At 63.0% G+C, this 18,085-nt stretch carries 19 protein-coding genes, 3 tRNA genes and 1 pseudogene; 12 read left to right on the top strand and 11 right to left on the bottom strand.

The window, feature by feature from the left end:
• Positions 1-15 precede the first annotated feature (15 nt).
• Positions 16-1,485: a M23 family metallopeptidase gene (locus KTJ77_RS11060; protein ID WP_367948909.1), complete on the bottom strand. Its 1,470-nt coding sequence runs from the start codon at positions 1,483-1,485 to the stop codon at positions 16-18.
• Positions 1,486-1,719: 234 nt separating this feature from the next.
• On the opposite strand from KTJ77_RS11060, the gene KTJ77_RS11065 reads away from it, so the two are divergent.
• From KTJ77_RS11065 to KTJ77_RS11075, 3 genes are all read left to right on the top strand, one after another.
• A tRNA-Glu gene (locus tag KTJ77_RS11065) sits at positions 1,720-1,792 on the top strand.
• 21 nt (positions 1,793-1,813) lie between these two features.
• Positions 1,814-1,887, top strand: a tRNA-Asp gene (locus KTJ77_RS11070).
• A 68-nt stretch (positions 1,888-1,955) separates the two neighbouring features.
• Positions 1,956-2,028, top strand: a tRNA-Phe gene (locus tag KTJ77_RS11075).
• Positions 2,029-2,141: 113 nt separating this feature from the next.
• On the opposite strand, the gene KTJ77_RS13460 is transcribed toward KTJ77_RS11075, so the two are convergent.
• Complete coding sequence (locus KTJ77_RS13460) at positions 2,142-3,266, bottom strand: DUF998 domain-containing protein (RefSeq protein WP_217338603.1); 1,125 nt, start codon at positions 3,264-3,266, stop codon at positions 2,142-2,144.
• A 257-nt stretch (positions 3,267-3,523) separates the two neighbouring features.
• Here KTJ77_RS13460 and KTJ77_RS11085 point away from each other — a divergent pair.
• From KTJ77_RS11085 to KTJ77_RS11105, 5 genes and pseudogenes are all read left to right on the top strand, one after another.
• Positions 3,524-3,799: pseudogene (locus KTJ77_RS11085) on the top strand (GyrI-like domain-containing protein); the annotation flags it as partial.
• Positions 3,800-3,986: 187 nt separating this feature from the next.
• Positions 3,987-4,172 carry a hypothetical protein gene (locus KTJ77_RS11090; protein ID WP_217338604.1) on the top strand — a complete coding sequence of 62 codons (186 nt, stop codon included), beginning with the start codon at positions 3,987-3,989 and terminating at the stop codon, positions 4,170-4,172.
• Between the two features lie 9 nt (positions 4,173-4,181).
• Positions 4,182-4,544 (top strand): rhodanese-like domain-containing protein, encoded by a 363-nt coding sequence (locus KTJ77_RS11095; RefSeq protein ID WP_217338605.1) that lies wholly within the window; start codon positions 4,182-4,184, stop codon positions 4,542-4,544.
• A gap of 108 nt (positions 4,545-4,652) precedes the next feature.
• On the top strand, positions 4,653-4,991 hold the full coding sequence (locus KTJ77_RS11100; RefSeq protein ID WP_217338606.1) for a cupin domain-containing protein: 339 nt from the start codon (positions 4,653-4,655) through the stop codon (positions 4,989-4,991).
• A gap of 458 nt (positions 4,992-5,449) precedes the next feature.
• Positions 5,450-5,653, top strand: coding sequence for a cold-shock protein (locus tag KTJ77_RS11105; RefSeq protein ID WP_217338607.1), 204 nt, complete (start codon positions 5,450-5,452; stop codon positions 5,651-5,653).
• Between the two features lie 60 nt (positions 5,654-5,713).
• On the opposite strand, the gene KTJ77_RS11110 is transcribed toward KTJ77_RS11105, so the two are convergent.
• Entirely contained in the window at positions 5,714-6,277 is a 564-nt protein-coding gene (locus KTJ77_RS11110; protein WP_217338608.1) for a nucleosidase, read from the bottom strand.
• 100 nt (positions 6,278-6,377) lie between these two features.
• Between KTJ77_RS11110 and KTJ77_RS11115 the strand changes: the two genes are divergently transcribed.
• Positions 6,378-7,073, top strand: a complete 696-nt coding sequence (locus KTJ77_RS11115) for a FadR/GntR family transcriptional regulator (protein WP_217338609.1) — start codon at positions 6,378-6,380, stop codon at positions 7,071-7,073.
• A gap of 185 nt (positions 7,074-7,258) precedes the next feature.
• Here the strand turns inward: KTJ77_RS11115 and KTJ77_RS11120 are convergent, their stop codons facing one another.
• Both KTJ77_RS11120 and KTJ77_RS11125 read right to left on the bottom strand, forming a co-directional pair.
• Positions 7,259-8,188: a DnaJ domain-containing protein gene (locus tag KTJ77_RS11120; protein ID WP_217338610.1), complete on the bottom strand. Its 930-nt coding sequence runs from the start codon at positions 8,186-8,188 to the stop codon at positions 7,259-7,261.
• 5 nt (positions 8,189-8,193) lie between these two features.
• On the bottom strand, positions 8,194-9,276 hold the full coding sequence (locus KTJ77_RS11125; protein WP_367948910.1) for an enoyl-CoA hydratase/isomerase family protein: 1,083 nt from the start codon (positions 9,274-9,276) through the stop codon (positions 8,194-8,196).
• A 109-nt stretch (positions 9,277-9,385) separates the two neighbouring features.
• On the opposite strand from KTJ77_RS11125, the gene KTJ77_RS11130 reads away from it, so the two are divergent.
• Together KTJ77_RS11130 and KTJ77_RS11135 are read left to right on the top strand one after the other, a co-directional pair.
• Positions 9,386-12,370 carry an ATP-binding cassette domain-containing protein gene (locus KTJ77_RS11130; RefSeq protein WP_217338612.1) on the top strand — a complete coding sequence of 995 codons (2,985 nt, stop codon included), beginning with the start codon at positions 9,386-9,388 and terminating at the stop codon, positions 12,368-12,370.
• Complete coding sequence (locus KTJ77_RS11135; protein ID WP_217338613.1) at positions 12,367-13,182, top strand: ABC transporter permease subunit; 816 nt, start codon at positions 12,367-12,369, stop codon at positions 13,180-13,182. The genes KTJ77_RS11130 and KTJ77_RS11135 overlap by 4 nt, the downstream gene beginning before the upstream one ends.
• Before the next feature lie 62 nt (positions 13,183-13,244).
• Here the strand turns inward: KTJ77_RS11135 and KTJ77_RS11140 are convergent, their stop codons facing one another.
• Positions 13,245-13,685 (bottom strand): hypothetical protein, encoded by a 441-nt coding sequence (locus KTJ77_RS11140; protein ID WP_217338614.1) that lies wholly within the window; start codon positions 13,683-13,685, stop codon positions 13,245-13,247.
• 105 nt (positions 13,686-13,790) lie between these two features.
• Here KTJ77_RS11140 and KTJ77_RS11145 point away from each other — a divergent pair, with 105 nt between their 5' ends.
• Complete coding sequence (locus KTJ77_RS11145; RefSeq protein WP_217338615.1) at positions 13,791-14,453, top strand: hypothetical protein; 663 nt, start codon at positions 13,791-13,793, stop codon at positions 14,451-14,453.
• Positions 14,454-14,457: 4 nt separating this feature from the next.
• On the opposite strand, the gene KTJ77_RS11150 is transcribed toward KTJ77_RS11145, so the two are convergent.
• The 5 genes from KTJ77_RS11150 to KTJ77_RS11170 all read right to left on the bottom strand — a co-directional run bounded on the left by KTJ77_RS11150 (position 14,458) and on the right by KTJ77_RS11170 (position 18,062).
• Positions 14,458-15,258: a uroporphyrinogen-III synthase gene (locus KTJ77_RS11150; protein ID WP_217338616.1), complete on the bottom strand. Its 801-nt coding sequence runs from the start codon at positions 15,256-15,258 to the stop codon at positions 14,458-14,460.
• A 274-nt stretch (positions 15,259-15,532) separates the two neighbouring features.
• Complete coding sequence (locus KTJ77_RS11155) at positions 15,533-15,793, bottom strand: hypothetical protein (protein WP_217338617.1); 261 nt, start codon at positions 15,791-15,793, stop codon at positions 15,533-15,535.
• Positions 15,783-16,193, bottom strand: coding sequence for a phage holin family protein (locus KTJ77_RS11160; RefSeq protein WP_217338618.1), 411 nt, complete (start codon positions 16,191-16,193; stop codon positions 15,783-15,785). The genes KTJ77_RS11155 and KTJ77_RS11160 overlap by 11 nt, the downstream gene beginning before the upstream one ends.
• A gap of 2 nt (positions 16,194-16,195) precedes the next feature.
• Positions 16,196-16,612: a hypothetical protein gene (locus tag KTJ77_RS11165; RefSeq protein ID WP_217338619.1), complete on the bottom strand. Its 417-nt coding sequence runs from the start codon at positions 16,610-16,612 to the stop codon at positions 16,196-16,198.
• Between the two features lie 76 nt (positions 16,613-16,688).
• Complete coding sequence (locus tag KTJ77_RS11170; protein WP_217338620.1) at positions 16,689-18,062, bottom strand: NAD(P)/FAD-dependent oxidoreductase; 1,374 nt, start codon at positions 18,060-18,062, stop codon at positions 16,689-16,691.
• Between the last annotated feature and the right edge of the window lie 23 nt (positions 18,063-18,085).

Below are 18,085 nucleotides of genomic sequence, written 5' to 3' on the forward strand. Positions count from 1 at the left end.
GGATTGATGCCTGGATTAGACCCAAATGCCGCGTGCGGCCATGAAGTCGATGGGGTTAATGGTGCTGCCCCAAATGTAGACCTCGAAGTGAACGTGGCAGCCGAACGAGTTTCCGGTGTTGCCCTCAAGCGCGATGAGGTCGCCAGCATTGACCCACTGGCCGTAGTTGACCAGAATTCCGCCTGACTGGATGTGTGCGTACCCGGTGCTCGTACCACCACCGTGGTCGACGCGCACGTAGTTGCCGTAGCCACCGTTGTAGCCGGCGTACGTCACGGTTCCGGATTGTGCGGCGTAGATGCCGGAGCCACAACCAGACGCCAGGTCGACGCCCTGGTGGAAGCTCGACATGCAGTAGCTCGGGCCACACTGCGAATAGCGCGGTCCGTACCCGGAGGTGCGGCTACCGTAGCTCGGGCGAACCCAGCCGCCGGTTCCGGCGGAGCTACCGCCACCGCCACCGCCGCCCCCAGCCGCGGGCGGCTGGGGAGTCGTGGCCGGCGGGTTCTTCGCGGCTTCTTCTTCCGCTCGGCGACGCGCCTCTTCGGCAGCCGCAATGCGCGCTGCCTCCTCTGCTGCGAGTCGCTGACGCTCGGCCTCAACGCCAGCTTCGTACTGCGTCGTGACGTTCGTCGTTTCGTCTTGCAGGGCGAGGAGCTGAGCCTGCAGCGTCATCAGGTTTGACTGTTGCGCGGCGAGCGCATCGGCTGCGGCCTGAGCAGCAGCCTGGGCGGTGACCCACGCGTCTTCAGCAATCTTCTGCAGGCGGTCACGTTCGTCGCGAGCGACCTTTGCTTGATCGCTCAACGACTGTGCGGAGTTGGTAGCAAGCACGGCGTCGTCATAGACGGTCTGATTGCGCTCCATCAGCTTGTCCATCTGACCGAGCTGGTTAAGCAGCTGATCGGCGTCGGTGCTGTCTTCAGAGAACAGCAGCTTCAGCGCGGTGTCGTCGCCACCTGAGCGGTAGAGCTGGGATGCGACCTGACCGACCTTGGTCTCGGCATCGGTTGCCGCTGCCGCCTCGGCGTCAGCCTGGGTCTGCAGTTCGGTTGCACGGTATTCCTGCATGAGGTATTCCTGCTGCGCCGCGTAGTACGCGTCGCCAGCGGCAACGGACGCAGCCTGCGTCACCTCGACATTTGTCTGCAGGGTTGAAATCAGGGTCTGAATGTTGGCGATCTCGGTCGCCTTCAGAGACTCGTTGTTCTTGGCGTTCTGCACGTCTTCCCACGTGGGGTAGCCGGCAGCGACGTTGGCCGCATCGGCAGAAGGCGCAGCGAAGCCGGAGAGCCCGGTCGCGAGAAGTGCAGCGACGGCGAGAGTGGAGAAAAGTGCGCGACGAGCGACGACACCAACGCGGCGCGAACGACGCTTTTTCACGGTTCCGCTCTCTTCTGTTTCGTCATCAGTATGTGTCATCGGCACAAGAAACTCCCTTGACTGCGGGCCAGTCACCTCATCCACACTAACAACATCAGTCACATTTGTAACGGGGGTACTTTGCATCCTGGTTCGGACGACGACGGAACCAGCGTGTCGCTCTGCAGATCAGTGTGAAACTTTTTGCATTTGATTAATTGGCTGTTTGATCAGGAATTTTCAACCATATTCCGAGCGCGCCACGCGCGAGATACACGCTCGACTTGGTTTTGGGGCAAAAATCCCCTTATGCTTGGGTGTCGGCAAGGAGCAACTACCTCGGTAGCCTGCCACTCCGGCCCCATCGTTTAGTGGCCTAGGACGCTGCCCTTTCACGGCAGTAGCACGGGTTCGAATCCCGTTGGGGTCACACTACAACTTAATATTTTATGGCCCTGTAGCGCAGTTGGTTAGCGTGCCGCCCTGTCACGGCGGAGGTCGCGGGTTCAAGTCCCGTCAGGGTCGCTCTGATGCGACGGGCCCTTTCTCAGAGAGGGCCTTTCGCATATCAGATCACGACACTTGTGCCGTGAGGCTCTGTAGCTCAGTTGGTAGAGCGTTCGACTGAAAATCGAAAGGTCACCGGATCGATGCCGGTCGGAGCCACAAGGCTGATCATTACAATCAGCCCAGAAACCCTCGTCTAGCTTCTACATGACGGGGGTTTTGCTTTGCCCCGGCGAGGTCAGCGGCATCCTCGTGTGCGTTCTGCCCGCGCCTCATCCCGCATCTCGTGGTTCCGCACCCGCCGCGCGGGCAACCTCTGCCGCGCCACCCGCACCGTCGACCGCGCCGCCCGCGCCGTAAGCCTCGGCCGAGCGCACGAACACGAGCAGCCAGGCGAAGAGGAGCCCGGCTGCGACGAGTTCCATGCCGGTGAGGTTGTAGTACCCGATGGGCACCCACAGCACGATCGCGACAATAATGCCGATCACGACAATCGCGGTAAACACAATGAGGTCACGCGGCAGGTCAGGGATGTATCGCAACGCGCAATAGGCGAAGACGCCGAACAGCACCACCATGCCAGACGCCGAACCCACGTGAATCGCAAAGCTCACCGCGTCTGGCACAAACCCGACCATCGCCATGCACAGCCCGATGCCGGTGAATAGCCAGGCGAGCACCTGGGGCTTTCGTCCGAGGTCGTATCCGCGACGGCGAACACCGCTGGTGAATGCTTGACCGACGTACCCCGCGATCACCGTAATCACGAATCCCGTGATGATGAGCGCGAGGTTAAAGCGATAACCGGTCACCCCGCCCGTGTTGCCCAACTGCGAGAAGTGCAGCTGCCACCATGATTCGTCTGGCGAACTCACCATGCTGGCAATGGTTCCGCTCAACAACACTGCAATAGCCAGCGACGCGATTGACGATCCCGTGACGTTGCCGCCGGCAAGGGCGGCGACGTATGTCAGCGCGGCGGCGGCGAAGCCGACAAGTACGGCGCCACCGATCGGATCGATAAGGAGCCCGCGAAAGCCCATCTGAAACACGGCGGCGATCGCCATCACAAGCAGATAGTTGAGCATGCCCATTGCCACGGTCAGCGCGAGAACATCGAAGATTCGCTTCGCGAGCGGAACCTCCAGTCGCCACCGCAGCGCGGGTGCGCTGGCTCCTCCGCCTGGCAGAAGATACGCGCCGGCGTAGGCGATTGCCGAGAGCCCGCCCGTAATCCAGCCGGCAAGTGAGCCCAGTGATTCCGGGCCGCCGATGGGCATATGCCGCCCGGCGGCTAAAATCAGCGCCAGAATCCCACCAATAACAAATGCAGCGACGGCGAATCGCGTCGCTCGCACTTCGCGACGCGTGAGCGCCTTACTCTGATGCCCATCCACACAGGGATCATCTCACCTACCACCACGCGACACACGCATCCGCCTCTTGGGCGGACGAGATCCGATGGAATCGAACCGGAACCATCGGGTGCGCGGCGCAGAAAGCGCACAAGCTTGAGAGCGAAGGGAGCCCGCATGATCACGCAACTCAACCACCTGCTGGATAGCGTCGAGACAGACATGTCGAGCGAACTCGATATCTCAGCTGTCCCCCGTGAACTGGCAACGACCGAGTATCACTTGCGCCGGATGTTCTCCTCGCTTACCGGCATGGCGTCGCTGTCACCGAATCGACGCCCATCCCCCGCGATCTTGACGCGATCGACGTTCCTGCTGGAACGTGGGCTGTTTTGCGTGCGTCTGGCCCCTACCCCGCGACGGTGCAGGAGACATACGCTGCTTCGGCCGCGGAATGGTTTCCGTCGAATCCCTGGCGCCTGCGCCCAGGCCCATCGATCGTCGCGGTTGTTGACCGCGCTGACGACTTCGCCACGGCCACGATCGGACTCTGGCTCCCCGTCGAGCGCTCCTGACGCCATCCCAGTTCAGCGTCCGCATGTCGGGCGCTGAACAGGGCGAGACAAACCACATCGTGCCGCGTGGGGCGATGCCCAACTCGCACGATTTTCCCAGGCTCTCCGTTTGACACACGCCATACCCCCAGGGGTACCCTAGATATACCCCCAGGGGTATCAATCACACTTTCAAGGAGTCCTCCCCATGTGCCGCGCTGTACCCTGCAAGACCTGCTCGAAGACAACCTGGGCTGGCTGCGGCCAGCACGTGTCAATGGTGAAGGCGGGCGTTCCGTCATCGCAGTGGTGCAACGGCAAGCACACCGCCGCAGAGGTCGCCGCGGCTAAGGCCGACAAGGGCGGTTTCTTCCAGCGCCTGTTCTCCCGCTAGGCCGCGCTCATGCGTCGCTTGATGACCCTGATGGCCGCAGCCCTTGCGCTGACGCTCGGCTTGACCGCGTGCGCGCCCGCTGCCGACCCCATCGAAATCGGAACCAACACGATCGTCCTCGACGTCCGCACGGCCTCTGAGTACACCGCCGGGCACCTCGAGGGCGCACAGCTTCTCGATATGAATGCGGGCGATGTCGCTGCGGCGATCCCGACCCTCGACCCCGACGCCGAGTACGTCGTTTACTGCAAGTCGGGCAACCGCGCCGGGCAAGCCGTCACGCTGATGCAAGACGCCGGCTATAGCAACGTGACGAACCTCGGCTCGCTCAGCCAGGCCGCAGACGCGACGGGTATCGCGATCGTCAAGTAGTACATCGCTTCATCAGACATTGGCTCGCCGCGATTTCGCGGTGAGCCAATTCGCGTCCAGGGCGCCATTCACCGGGGTATGGTCGAGGCAAGACCAGGGGGGTTTGCCATGACCGATCAGCCATACACGCTCGTTTCCGCCGACCGCGAGGCTCTGCTCGCCGAGCCCGTCGCTTCGACCGACCGGCCGCAAATGAAGCGCATTTTTCAGGGTCCAGGCACGACAATCGTGCGCCTTACCCTCGCCGAGGGTCAGATCATGCGCGAGCACTCGACGAACTCCCCGCTCACCGTGCAGGTTCTCGAAGGCCTGATCACATTCCGCATCGCAGGTGACGAAGTGTCAATGCCTGCAGGAGCGATCATCCATGTCGCCGCTGGCGTGAAACATGAGCTTGAAGCCGTATCCGAAGCGCACATGACACTCCTCCTGGCAACGGCACTGTAAGCCAGTCTGCTAAGCTGAGGAGTTCACGCGGGCTCGCACCCGCCCCTGACTCCACGACGCACGGCCAATGAAGGCAGCGTCAGTCCATGTTCCGCTTCCGGAACCATTGATTTTACGCGCGCATTGGCGTGCGTCAGAAGGTTGTTATTTTGTCTGCTGTGAGCGGCGCCGATGCCGCGCTTGACTCTTTCCGTTGGCTTCAAGCCGACGATGATGTCTTCGTGGCGACCCACGAAGGCGAATACGCTGGCTTCATTGCCATCGCACCCGCCGCGGGCTATTTTGCCCATGGTTCCCGGGGCGAACGCCTCGGCCGATTCCGTACCCGAGCCCTTGCACAAGACGCTGTGCAGCACGCTCGGAGAAGATCTCGTCCAAATTTGCGTGCAAAAGCACGCAAAATGGTGAGAAGATGATAGTGACCGCACAAGCGGTCGGCATAACAAAGGAAAGACACGATGGCCACTGGCACCGTGAAATGGTTCAACGGCGAAAAGGGCTACGGCTTCATCGCTCCCGATGACGGATCCGCAGACCTCTTTGCGCACTACAGCGCAATCGCCGGTTCAGGCTTTAAGGAGCTGCGCGAAGGACAGAAAGTCGAATTCGACGCCGAGCAGGGCCCCAAGGGCATGCAGGCTGCGAACATCGTCGCGCTGTAACCCGTAAAACGAAGAACGCTCCGTCAGGCTTTGCCGACGGGGCGTTCTTTTGTTTGTAGGTCAGGCAGAGACGCCGTACTCGTCCTGCATCCACTCCCACAGTTGCGCGCTGCATCGAGCGACGACTTCGTCCCACAACTCAGTCGCGCCGTCTTCTGCCTTGTCTGAGACGACGCGCACGATGCGAAGCGGAACGCCATATTCCTTCGCGACCCACGCAAACGCGTAGGACTCCATGTCAATGAGCGAGGCACCCAAGCCGCGCACCGTCGCGACAACAGCGGCATCATCAACGAAGCTGTCGCCTGTTGCGATCGTGAGGCCCTCGCGCTCAAGGTCGACGATGGCGGGAAGCGTGACGTGCTCGCCGACGACGCCTTCGAGGTTTTGCACGTCGTGTTGCAATGCTCGGGAAATGTCATGCACACCAGCCATCAGCGCCTCGTCGACACAGCCCGCAGTTCCGACAACCAGAATTTCTTCGTAGGTCGCCCTCTCCAGCGCCTGGGTGAGGCGAACAGCTGCGCGCAACTTGCCAATGCCAGTGACCAAAATTTCGTAGCCATCAATGTGCGACGGGAATGCCTGCAGTTCAGATTCGGCGGCGGCAACAAGTAGCTTCATGGTTCCTCCAGGGTGTCATCCTCAACGCTAGGCGCTCACCCTCGGTACGCGCGAATCGCGGCAAATAGGCGGTTGGTTGTGAAAGCCGTACTCTGGTGGCATGGCACTCACAGATGACGCCATTGCCATGATCAAGGCGAGAATCGTCTCCGGAGTGTGGAATCCCGGAGATCGACTTCCACCGGAGCATGAACTTGGCGAGCAATTAGGCATCTCTCGAAACTCGCTACGCGAAGCTGTCAAGGCACTCGCTTTTCTCGGCGTGCTCGACGTTCGGCATGGCGGTGGAACATACGTGACTAGTCTCGAGCCTGACATCCTGTTAACCTCACTGGCGTTCGTCACCGATATGCACGATGACCGCGCCCTGCGCGAAATGTTCCACATCCGGCGGGTGTTGGAGAGTCATGCCGCTGCCGAGGCCGCTCGCACCGCCACGGCAGAAGAAATCCAGGCGTTGCGCGATGAGCTGAAAACGGTTGACGAAATCGCTCAAGCTGCGGACTACCTTGCCCACGGCGCGCAGTTTCACCGCGTGCTGTGTGGCATTGCAGGCAATCGCTATCTCACTGCTCTCGTCACAAGCCTCATTGCCCGCCCGCTTTTTGACCGGGCAACGGCTGAGCCTCTGGCACAGGCGACCGTGGCGCGCACCGTTCATGAGCACGAAGCGATCGTCGAGGCCATCGCCACCGGTGATGCCGCCAGAGCGTCAGAGCTCATCGAGCAACACGTTGCCGAAATTGACTACTGGGTACGCGACGGCGACGAACTGGACTCGGTCGGCGCGCACTAAAAAATCGCGCGGGCTCGCGCTGGGCTCGGACTCGCACTGAGTCGGGATCACGCTGGGTTCGGGCTCGTACCGGGGCGGGATCACCTGAGTTCGGAGTCGCGTTGAGTTCGGGCTCGTATCGACGGTGCGGCAGGCTCGCGTCTACACGCAGCACACCTGGCACACCGGCCGCGTTTGCCTGCGAGTTACGCGAACTGCACGGTGCGCTGGAGGCGCGTGCGCACGTCAAAGATCTCGTTGCCACCGATATCGGGCACGCCCGTCACGCCGCGCCTCAGCATGGTCGTGAGCGTCTGTGGGGAGACCACCGCGACCGGGAGCGACTTCACGCGCCCCAGTTCGGTGATCGTCTCGGGGAGGTCTTCGTCTGGCAGCACCAGCATGGCACCACCAAAACGAACGCCAGCAACCCGACCGAGAGTGCGCGCAGCCCCCACGAGGGTCGCAATGGGCGCGGACGGAACCCCGTCACCAATCACTTCGGAACGCTTAAACCGCACCGCGGTTCCGTAGTCCTCCGATGCCACCGCGTACAGGCCGCTCGGGCCCAGCACGATGTGGTCGATAATCAGCGCATGCCCACTACGGGTCGGGACCGCGACGTCGTGCCACAGCGTGTATCCCATGCCCAATTCGCTGAGCACGCGAGCGGTTGTCTCCTCGGCAAGAGCGTCAGCAAGGAGCTGCTTCAGCTCACGCGGGGCCGAGCGCACGAGTGCCGGGTCGTACGGGTCGAAAAGCTGTACGCCGCGACCGGCGAACTCGCGGATACCCGCGAGGTACCGCTCGCGGTTGCGACCCCCAGGCTGGCCGTAGGTACGGGGCCCTGGCCGCGTCGTCGATGGCGCTGCCTGTGCCCGAAATCCAGCGAAGTCCTGCACGTGAGGCGCCGCGGTTCCGAAGCCGTGGCCCCGATCGTAGGCAGCCCGCGCTTGCGCGGTGCCTACCAGCTCCCACGCGCGTTGCACCAGCACAAACTGTGCAGCATCGCCGCCGGTGTCTGGATGTGTATGCCGCAAACGCACGCGATAGGCACGGCGAAGCTCTTCCTCGGTCGCCGTGACGGCAACCTGCAAAATTTCGTAAGCCGAAGCAGAAAGGGGACTATCGAACACCGTGATTAATTCCAAAGAGGGGTCTCAGCGCGGTGCGCGAGGGCGCGAGCGCCGGTGTCGGCCGGAACCTCGGCAATCGTCGCGGGAGAAAATTGCGGATTGCGGTCTTTGTCGACAAGCTGCGCTCGGATGCCTTCGACCATGTCGTTTGACACGCTCCACAGCCAATCGGCGAGGTTAAATTCTTGCGCGAGCACGGCGTGTACGCCATCGAGAGTGCGCGCTTGACGCACCGATGCCAGCGTGACGGCCAGCGATGTCGGTGACATTTCCGTCAGCAACTGCTGCGCGGCGGCCGCGGCCGCACCCACCTCAGGATCGGCACTCAGCTCGTCGAGGCGCTCGGCGATCTCCGCCACCGATGCCCGACCGAAGGCGTCGTCAATCCACTCCTTTTGCATCAGCAGTGGTGATGGTTCCGCCGTCTCATCGAACAGCAGAATGAGCTCGGTCACCGTACTCGGATCGGCGCGCGTCTCAAGCGCGTCAATGAGGGAAGCAACGCGCGCAGCCGGTACAAAGTAGTCGGCAAAGCCCGTCGCGATCGCGTCGGCCGCATTCATCGTCGCGCCGGTGAGGCCAAGGTACTCACCGAAGCGGCCGGGGGCCTGCGCCAGTAGCCAGGTGCCGCCGACATCGGGGGTAAATCCAATGCGCGTCTCGGGCATCGCGAGCTTGGAGGTCTCGGTGACGATTCGGTGTGAAGCGTGACCGGCGATGCCGATACCACCGCCCATTGTGATGCCGTCAGCAATCGCGACGATTGGCTTGGGGTACTCGGCAATCGCGGCGTTCATCGCATACTCAGCCCGGAAGAAGCCCGCGGCTTCCTCACGCTTACCTGCAATGATTGCTTCCCGAAGCGCACGAACGTCACCGCCAGCGCACAGCCCGCGCGGGTCTGATGAGTCGATGACAACGGTTTCGATATCCGTGTCATCACGCCAAGCGTTCAGCACCCGCGTAATAGCGACAATCATGTCGAGTGAGAGCGCGTTCAGCGCACGTGGACGGTTGAGCGTGATGCGGCCAAGACCGCCGCGCGCAGACACCAGAACGTGCTCATCAGTGAGGTTGATATCGGTCACGAGTCCCAGGTTACCTCCCACGGTTCGAGAGAATTCTGGTGCCGAAGAGACAAATGGGGGCAATTTCCGAGAGGATAGACAGATCATCCCCGGATAGAGAGGCCCACGCATGTCTGATGGCCAGGTGCTGGAATTCTCTGGCGTCACCAAGCAGTACGGCAAAGTCGCTGCGGTTTCCGACTTTTCGGCTCGCGTTGAGCCCGGTCGGATCACCGGTTTTCTTGGACCCAACGGCGCTGGAAAAACGACCACCCTCCGCATTCTTCTGGGGCTTGCAAACGCCACCAGCGGCACGGCCACGATCGGTGGTTCCGTCTACCGCGATTTGAAGCACCCGTTGCAGACGATCGGTGGCGCTCTCGAGGCGAACACGTTCCACCCGGGTCGTACTGCGGCGAACCACCTCAAGGTTTACGCGATCGCCGGCGGCGTACCGCTCACGCGCATCGATGAGGTGCTCGGCCAGGTCGACCTCACCGCCGCTGCGAACCGCAAGGTCGGTGGTTTCTCCCTCGGTATGCGCCAGCGTCTGAGCCTGGCGACTGCGCTTCTCGGCGACCCCGGGGTTCTGGTGCTCGATGAGCCGTCCAACGGCCTCGACCCTGAAGGCATCAAGTGGATGCGATCCTTCCTGCGCGATCGCGCGCGCGAGGGCCGCACCGTCTTCGTCTCGAGCCACATGCTCAGCGAAGTTCAGCAGATGGCTGACTCGATCATCATCATCGCCGAGGGCAAGAAGGTCTTCGATGGCGACTTCGGCGACCTCATCGCGATCGATGCGACCGACACCGTCACGGTGGATTCACCCAACCGCGGCGCCCTGGCCGCCGCCCTCCGCGACGCGGGGTTGCATGCGGAGGTTTTGCGATCCGGCCTCACGGTGCGCGGTGCGACGACCGCCGAGATCGGCGCCGCCGCTGCGGCAGCTGGCGTCACGCTCTCGGCACTCGGAAAGCGCGGCCCGTCGATTGAGGAGATCTTCCTTGACCTGGTCAGTGGCGCCCGCGTGCACGAGCCGGTGGCGGAACCGGTGGCTGAGTTGGCGACCCCGGTCGCTGAAACGGTGACGGATGAGACAACCGAGGCCACGGAACCTGCCGCTGCGCTGGCAGGGGGCGCTGGCGAACCCGCAGACGCAGTAGGTGCGGACGGCCCGGACGCTGTTGCCACGGACGGCACCGACGCGGTTGCCGCGGAGCCTGCGGCTGAGGACGATGCGGAAGCCGATGTCGAGGTAGACGCGGCCGCAATCGCTCCCGCCGCTGCCGGTGCCGCGATCGCCGCCGTTGCGATTGCTTACGCTGACGAGGCGTCCGAGACCGACACGACGGATCCCGAGCTGAGTGAGTCTGGCAGCGAAGACGAGGCCGCAGCCGTCGCTGACGAGCCCGACGCAGCCGATTCCGACGGCAGCGACTCCCACGAAGACTCGGATAGCTCCGAGGCCGCCGCTGCTGCAGACGAAGCCGCAGACGCCGACGACAACGCCGACTATCCCGATGGCGCCTCGGACGAAAACGCCCACGAGGACTCGAACGACGACAACGAAGCCTCGGACGACAGCGATTCGGACGATGACTCGGATAGCTCCTCCGAAGCCGCCGTTGACTCCACCGACGACTCCGACGAAGACTCGGACGATGACGACCAAGCCTCGGACGACGACGACTCGGACTCGGACGACGACGATGACGATTCAGGCGAAGACGCGGCCGAGAGCGACAAGGACTCGGACGCCTCGAACGAGGAAGACGTCGAATCGGACGATGACGACGACGACGACGACGACGATGACGACGACGATGACGACGACGATGATGACGACGAGGACGACGACGTAGCCTCCGGCTCCGAAGCGTCGGACTCTGACGCTGGTTCTGAGGGCTCCGAAACGGACGATGCGCCAAACCCGGCATCGGCATGGGTAGCGGCTGCCGGAACCATCGACACGGAATCGATCGACGCCTCGTCAAACGACACCGACTCGAACGACACCTCGTCAAACGACACCGAGTCGAACGACGCTGAATCGAACGACCCCGACTCGAACGACGCTGAATCAAACGACACCGACTCGAACAACGCTGAATCGGCCGCCACAGAGAACGTGGGCGAGACCGACACCAGCAGCGACAGCGAGTCCAACGGCAACACGGACAGCGACAGCGACAGCGACAGCGACAGCGAAGCCAACAGCGAAGCCGACAGCGAAGCCGACAGCGACTCCGAATCCAAGGGCGACAGCGAGTCCGACAGCGACGCCGAATTCGACGCAGAATTCGACGGCGAGACCGTAGCGGCATCCTTCGATGACCTCCTCCAGGGCGATGAGTCGGCACACGACACCTTCGGCGCACCGGCACATGGCGCGCCAGAAGATGACGATGTTCCGGCTTCCGCCTGGGCTCCGATTCTCTCGCCGTGGGCGCCGCGCACGGAGCCGATCACGATTGCCGATGCGGCAGACGTCCCGGACGTGGCTGAACCCCTCACCGAAGACGACGCTGCGGAAGCGCCCGAGGCCAGCGCGCAGGAGACTGCAGACGAAGCTGAAGAGCACGCATTTGCAGAGCCGGCATCTGCCGCTGAGGCACCCGAGGCGGTCGCCCCGGTGGACCCCACCGTTGCCGAGGCTATCGCCGAGGCCATGGATCCAGAGTCCTGGACCACCGAGAACCCGTTCGTCGCGCTCCTTGAGCACGAGGGCGTTACCGACATTCCGGTGTCACACGACCCCGATGACGACCCCGATGCCTACGTCGACGAGGGTTCGGCCGACACCGTTGCCACCAGCATCATCACGGTGAGCACGACGGAGCCGCACACCTTCACGGCGTCGATTCCGGTGTTCGCCGCGGAACCGGCAGACAAGTCAGCAGAGTCAGTCGAAGACTCAGAGGCCACTGATGCAGACGACGACGCTTTGCTGTCCGCGTTTGATGAGCGCGCAGCGTGGGAGCGTCGAACCGACCGCACGCCCGCAGACGACGCTGCCGACGAGTTCTTCCGCTCCGTCGGCCTGCACCCCTCCCCCAGTTCTGAGTCTGACGATTCTGACTCCGCCACGTCACAGGAAGGCGGTACCGCGGAATGAGCATCGGTTCTGCGACCCGTTCTGAATTCACCAAATACTTCACCACGTCGGCGTGGTGGGTCCTCGCCCTCATCACCGCAGCTTCCCTGGTGTTCCTTGCCGGAGGCTTCGCTGCCGCGATCGGTTTGGCCCAGTCTGGCGCGTTGGACGACGTTCCCGATGCCGCGCTCCTGGGCGCTGCCGCACCGTCACTCGTGTACGGTCTCGCCGTCAACATCGGATACATTTTTCCGATCCTGCTCGGCGTCCTTCTCGTGGCCGGCGAGTTCCGCCACCAAACTCTGGTTCCGACGTTCCTTGCAACCCCGAAGCGCACCACAGTGCTGTTCGCAAAGATCGTCACCGGTGCCGTCGTCGGTGCCGGGCTCGGCATCATCGCGGTCATCGCGACAGTCGGCTCTGCCGCCGCGGTCTTCGCGGCAACCGGCCAAGACCCGGCACTCACCAGCAACGACAACCTCGCCATGATGGGCCGCATGATCCTGGCATTTGTGCTGTGGACCTGGGTCGGTCTCGGTTTGGGCAGCATCGTGCGTAACCAGGTCGCCGCCATCGTCATCGCCCTGGTATTCACTCAGCTGGTTGAACCCCTCCTCCGCACCGCGGCAGCGTTCGTGCCCGCAATCGAACCGGTGGCTCGTTACCTCCCGAGTGCCGCCTCTGACACACTCACCGGCTCAAACTTCTACGTCATGCTCGGTGCCGCGGGCGAAACACAGCAGTGGTGGGTTGGTGCCGTGATTCTCGCGGTCTACGCCGTCGTGCTGACCGCGATCGGCGCGATCACCACGTGGCGGCGCGACGTCGACTAACGCGGCTTCCACGCCGGTCGTTGGGCGAGCGTAACGAGACGAAGCGCCCCGTAAGAACCGGACTAGGCGGTTGCGGGCTTGGGCGCGTGCTGAGGCTTGATCGTCGGGATCGGCGAGGTCAACGTCACGACGTCGTTCAGCTCCACCTCGCCGTCGAGACGCAGCGCCTTCACCAGGGCGAGTCCGTGCTGGGTTGAGAGCACGAGTCGCTGAAACGGCGCCTCGTGCCCGAGGTCAATGACAACCCCGGGCTTCTTGCGCCCGCGCACCATCACAAAATCTGCGCCCGCAACGGAACGCCAGGTTCCTGCGGCCACGACGCCAGGCACAAAAGTGCCGGGGCTTCGCACCCCGCGCAACCACGTCCACAGGTCATCGGTCAGCTGCACCTTGGTGATATCGCTACGTCGCACACGCACGTTCTGCTTCTGCAGGCTCACCAGACGCTCCGAGGCTGACAACCCAACCTCAAGGTTCGCAGAATCCAGCAACAGCGTGACCATGCCAACCAGTCTGCCACGCGAGTCCCCCACCAATGTTCACAGCTCGGCAACAATGCCCCGATCCGTTGCACCTTTGCACGGCCAAGAAATGACAGACTGTGGGGCATGTCAGCACACTGGAGCGTCGTCGTACCTTTTCTGCGTCTTGCCGAGAATTCCTCGCGTCTCGGCGCGGATGCGCACGCCCTGACGCGCTCGATCGCACTCGATACCGTCGCCGCAATCGCCGATAGCACCGCTGTCGCGCACATCGTGGTCGTGACCGATGAGAACGACAACACATCAGAGCTGGAAACGATCAGCACGAAGGTTGCTGTCACGATTGCACGCTCGCTGGCCCCCGCAGACGCATGGGCGGCCGTTGCGGCCACACACGGCCATGTGGCGCTCGTCAGGGCCGTGTTGCCAGCCCTTGATGGGCACGAGCTCACGGCGTTGCTCGTGGAGGCTGCGACGGTGCCCCTCGGCGTGGTGACGAACGCTGAAGACAACGGAACCACGGTGCTGGTCGCGCAGAGTGCCGCTGCGCTGAGCGTCGACGCTACTGACGAGTTTTTCGCGAACCGCGTGCCGACAGGTGCCGCTGTTCTTGATCCCGGAACCACCGTGCGCCGCACCGTGACGTCGGCGCGTCAACTGGTGCAGGTGCGCGACTGGCCGACGTTGGGAACGCGAACGCGAGCCGCGGCCCGCGCATTCCGCCTCGAGCCGCCCACAACCGCTTCAGACCGCCGCTATCGGATCGATCCGCCGCCAGCGCAGGACTAGAACGTCAGGGCTGTAGTTCGTCTGCCGCGTGCGGCAACGGGAAGCGCGAAACGGCTTCGATCAGCGCCCCCACCGTCTGGCGATCAGCGATCACGTCAACGTCAAGGCCGACCTTGCGAGCATCCTTCGCGGTACGCGGCCCGATGGCAGCAACAATGGTTCCGGCCGGAATGTCGGTGAACTGTTCGTGCACCTGCACTGCGACGGAACCGCTGGTCACCAGGATCGCGTTGATGCGGCCGCTGACAACGTCGCGCATGATGCGCTCGGTGACGGGCACGCCAACGGTGCGGTAGGCAACGACGCTTGACACATCGTGGCCGGCAGCCTCAAGCGCCTTGCTCAGCACGGGTTTGGCGATCTCGCTGCGCAATGACAAAACGCGACGCGGGGCGGCCTGCTCGAGGGCGATCATCTCTTCAGCCATGCCGGCTGCCGAGTTGTCTTTTTCGGGAACGAGGTCGACCTTGAGGCCGGCGGCCTGGAGGGCAGCTGCCGTGGTCTCACCAACAGCCGCGACCTTGGTCTTGGCAGGAATCACCGCGCGCTGCGCGTACAGGACGTCGACCGTTGTCGCGCTCGTAACGGTCAGCCAGTCAAACTCGCCATTGCCGAGGCGCTCAAGTGCGTCGTCGAGGGCTTCGGGGTCGGTCGTCGCGGCGAAGTTAATCAGTGGTGCAACAACAGGCACGGCGCCCTGTTCGCGCAGTGATGCGGCAACGCCGTCACCCCAGGGGCCTCCACGCGGAACGAGAACTCGCCAACCGCCTAATGGCTTGTGGTTCTCTTCACTCGGAAAATTCATGGCAACTCTCAGGCATCGGTGGGAAAAGCGATTGCAATTCCCAAGGAAAAGCGGTCGTCCTCAGGGGTTTTTTGGAACTATACCGCTGGCAGTATCCGCTCCATTGCCACTGCCTGTTCCCTCGAATATACCCCTGATTCCTGATTCTGGAACTTCGAGGCAACATGCAAGCGCTTACCTGGGTCTACGCGGTTGCTTCCTGAGTGCCCGGTAGATGCAAAATCCCCGATGTCGGGAAGCGATATTGCCTCCATCGACACCGGGGAATGGGCTGTTAGCGAGAAAGCGACCGCGCGATTGCCCACACGAGAGCGCCCGTTGCAATCGCGATGCCGACAACGGCGGCAACGGCGACGCCGGGCTTGCGCTCGGCATAAGCCTTGGCTTTCGTCGTCGCCTTACCCACTTGCTTGGGCACGTTGACTTTTTCTTCAATAGCGCTCAGCGCAGCCTTCAACTCGGCGCGAGCCGCTTCTACCGGATCGGTAATGCCATAGGGCACCGCGGTGCGGGGAATGTTCGTGTCAGAGCTCATCTGCAATCTCCTTCACCATGCGAGCATCGGTTTTGACGGCGGTTACGGGATCTTCGACCTTGGTCAGCCGCTTCATCCGCATGATGCCAAGCACCGCAAACACGGCGACAAGCACCAGCATCAGGGCGAACACGACGAGGGTCGAGACCCACCATGGCCACCAGCTCGACAGCCCCACGATCACGAAGGCGGCAAATGCCGGCACCGTCCAGAACAGGAAGAAGAGGGCGATAACGAACCACACGGCACCAATGCCTGCGTCCTTCGAAACCTTGGCAACCCATTGCTTTGCGGAGTTAACTTCGGCGACAACGAGGTTTTTGACAAGCTCCGGAACCTCACCAACGAGAGTGAGGAGCCCGTCTTTCGAACGGTCGCGGAAGCCAGAGGGATTCGACACAGTTAAGCCTTCTTGTTGCCGCGTGAGGTTTTCTTGGGCGCCGGCTTTGCATCAGTGACCTTTTCGATGAGGTCTTCGGCGGCATCGCTGATCGCTTCAGCCGACTTCTCGGCGGCTCGTGACACGGTCGGTCCCGCCTTCTTGGTCTCGGAGATCGCAGCGTCCAGCTTCTCGCCAGCCGTCTTCGGCGACGACGCAGCCTTCGTCACCTTCACCGCGGTGTCCCAAATAGCACCGGGCAGGGCAAGTGCCGAGGACTTTGCGAAGCCCTTCGCCTTGTCGACCTGCTTTTGCACGGGAGCGGTGTGCCACACCGAAGACGCAAACTTCGCGATCTGGTTGTAACGCTCGCGGCCAGCGCGTGCGCCGAGCACGTATCCGGCTGTGAGCCCGATGACGAGTCCGATTTTGCCCTTCATTGGTCCCCCTTGTGTGGCGAAATTTGCAGGTACGCGACTCAGCGTAGCCCTATATGCCACTTCTGGCATCCATGTCTTACACAGAAAAGAGTGCCCGACGACGGATTACTTCGGCTGTCGCCATCGCATCAGTGATGACATCGCGCACGCTGTCACCGGCGACCCACGCGCCGACAGCATCCAGCTGCGGCAGGGCGGAAATCTGGGTGCGAATCGCACTGGTACGGTCGGCATGCGTGCGGGCTGCACGGGACTGCGCCCGCACAAAACGCTCGACAACAGCGTCGACCACAACGGCAGATGCGCCGTAGGCCTCGCTGATCGCGGTGGCAGCGAGCTCAACCGCATCGCCGACGCCGTGCCCCGTGAGTGTCACACGGAAAAAGTCGTGGCCAGCGTCAGACGCGACATGTGGCCACTGGGCTGTGACGTGGTCGATACGCTGCACGGTGTCGGATGCGTCGCGCGCGTACAGGCCCGCGCCGCGCGTGCCTGTCACACCGGTGACCGCGAGAACGACGACAGTCTGCTCGGCCGAGACATCGGCGGGCAGCGACGGAAGAAGCGGAACCAGCAGAGCGTGCGCTGCGCGGGCGTCGGTTGCGAGCACAAGATGCTGCACGTGTGTCTCGGTTGACTGCTCGTCCACGGCGTCAGTGTTGGCGGGAATACTGGTGACCGCCCAGCCCGTTTCCGTTGGTTGCACCCCCGAGACGGGCGCGTGCTCGTGCACGACGCCACCCAGTTCTTCAATGCGGGCACGCAGCGCGCTTGTCAGTGCGCCCAGGCCCGCATCCAGGCTGAGCGGCGGTGCGGTCACATCCATCAGCCCCACGCCACCGGAGAGGCTGCCTGCACGAGTCAGCGCGCCGTTAAGTTCGGGCAGCGCAACGTCGATCAGCACGTCTTCTGGATCGAGGTGCAACTGCGCGCGCGTCTGCGGTGCGACCAGCTTGTCGCATATCTTCGCCCCCATCCGCTGTCGCACGAGTTCGCCGAGGCTCTCGGCGTTGCCGATGGTGAGCACCGGCTTGAGTCGGTCGAGGTACGCGCGCCACGCGGCGCCCCAACCAATGACACCGGTCACATCGGGGGTGAACGGGTTCGCAGGAATCCCCAGCGCCGGGCTCGCGGGCAGCGCAACCGGTGTTCGCTGCATCAGCCACCTGCTGGTCGTGGCCGCCGTGACGAGCTGGTCGGTCAGACCGAATGCGGCAAGCACCTCGTCAACGGCCGCGCCACGTTCAATGGTCGATGCCGCAATGTCAACGTTCGAACCGCCGACAGCCACGCGACGAGTCATACCGCCGATGGTTGCTGCGTCCCACACGGTCACCGCCATTCCGACCTTCGCGCACTCCCACGCAACGATGAGCCCGCCGATACCGCCACCGATGATTCCCACGGTGTGCGAACGGGCGGTTGCGGCGAGATCCGGGGTTTCAGGCATGTACCTATGATCCCATCCCATGA

Origin of the sequence: Microbacterium sp. NC79 (assembly GCF_019061125.1) — a bacterium.
GTDB lineage: Bacteria > Actinomycetota > Actinomycetes > Actinomycetales > Microbacteriaceae > Microbacterium.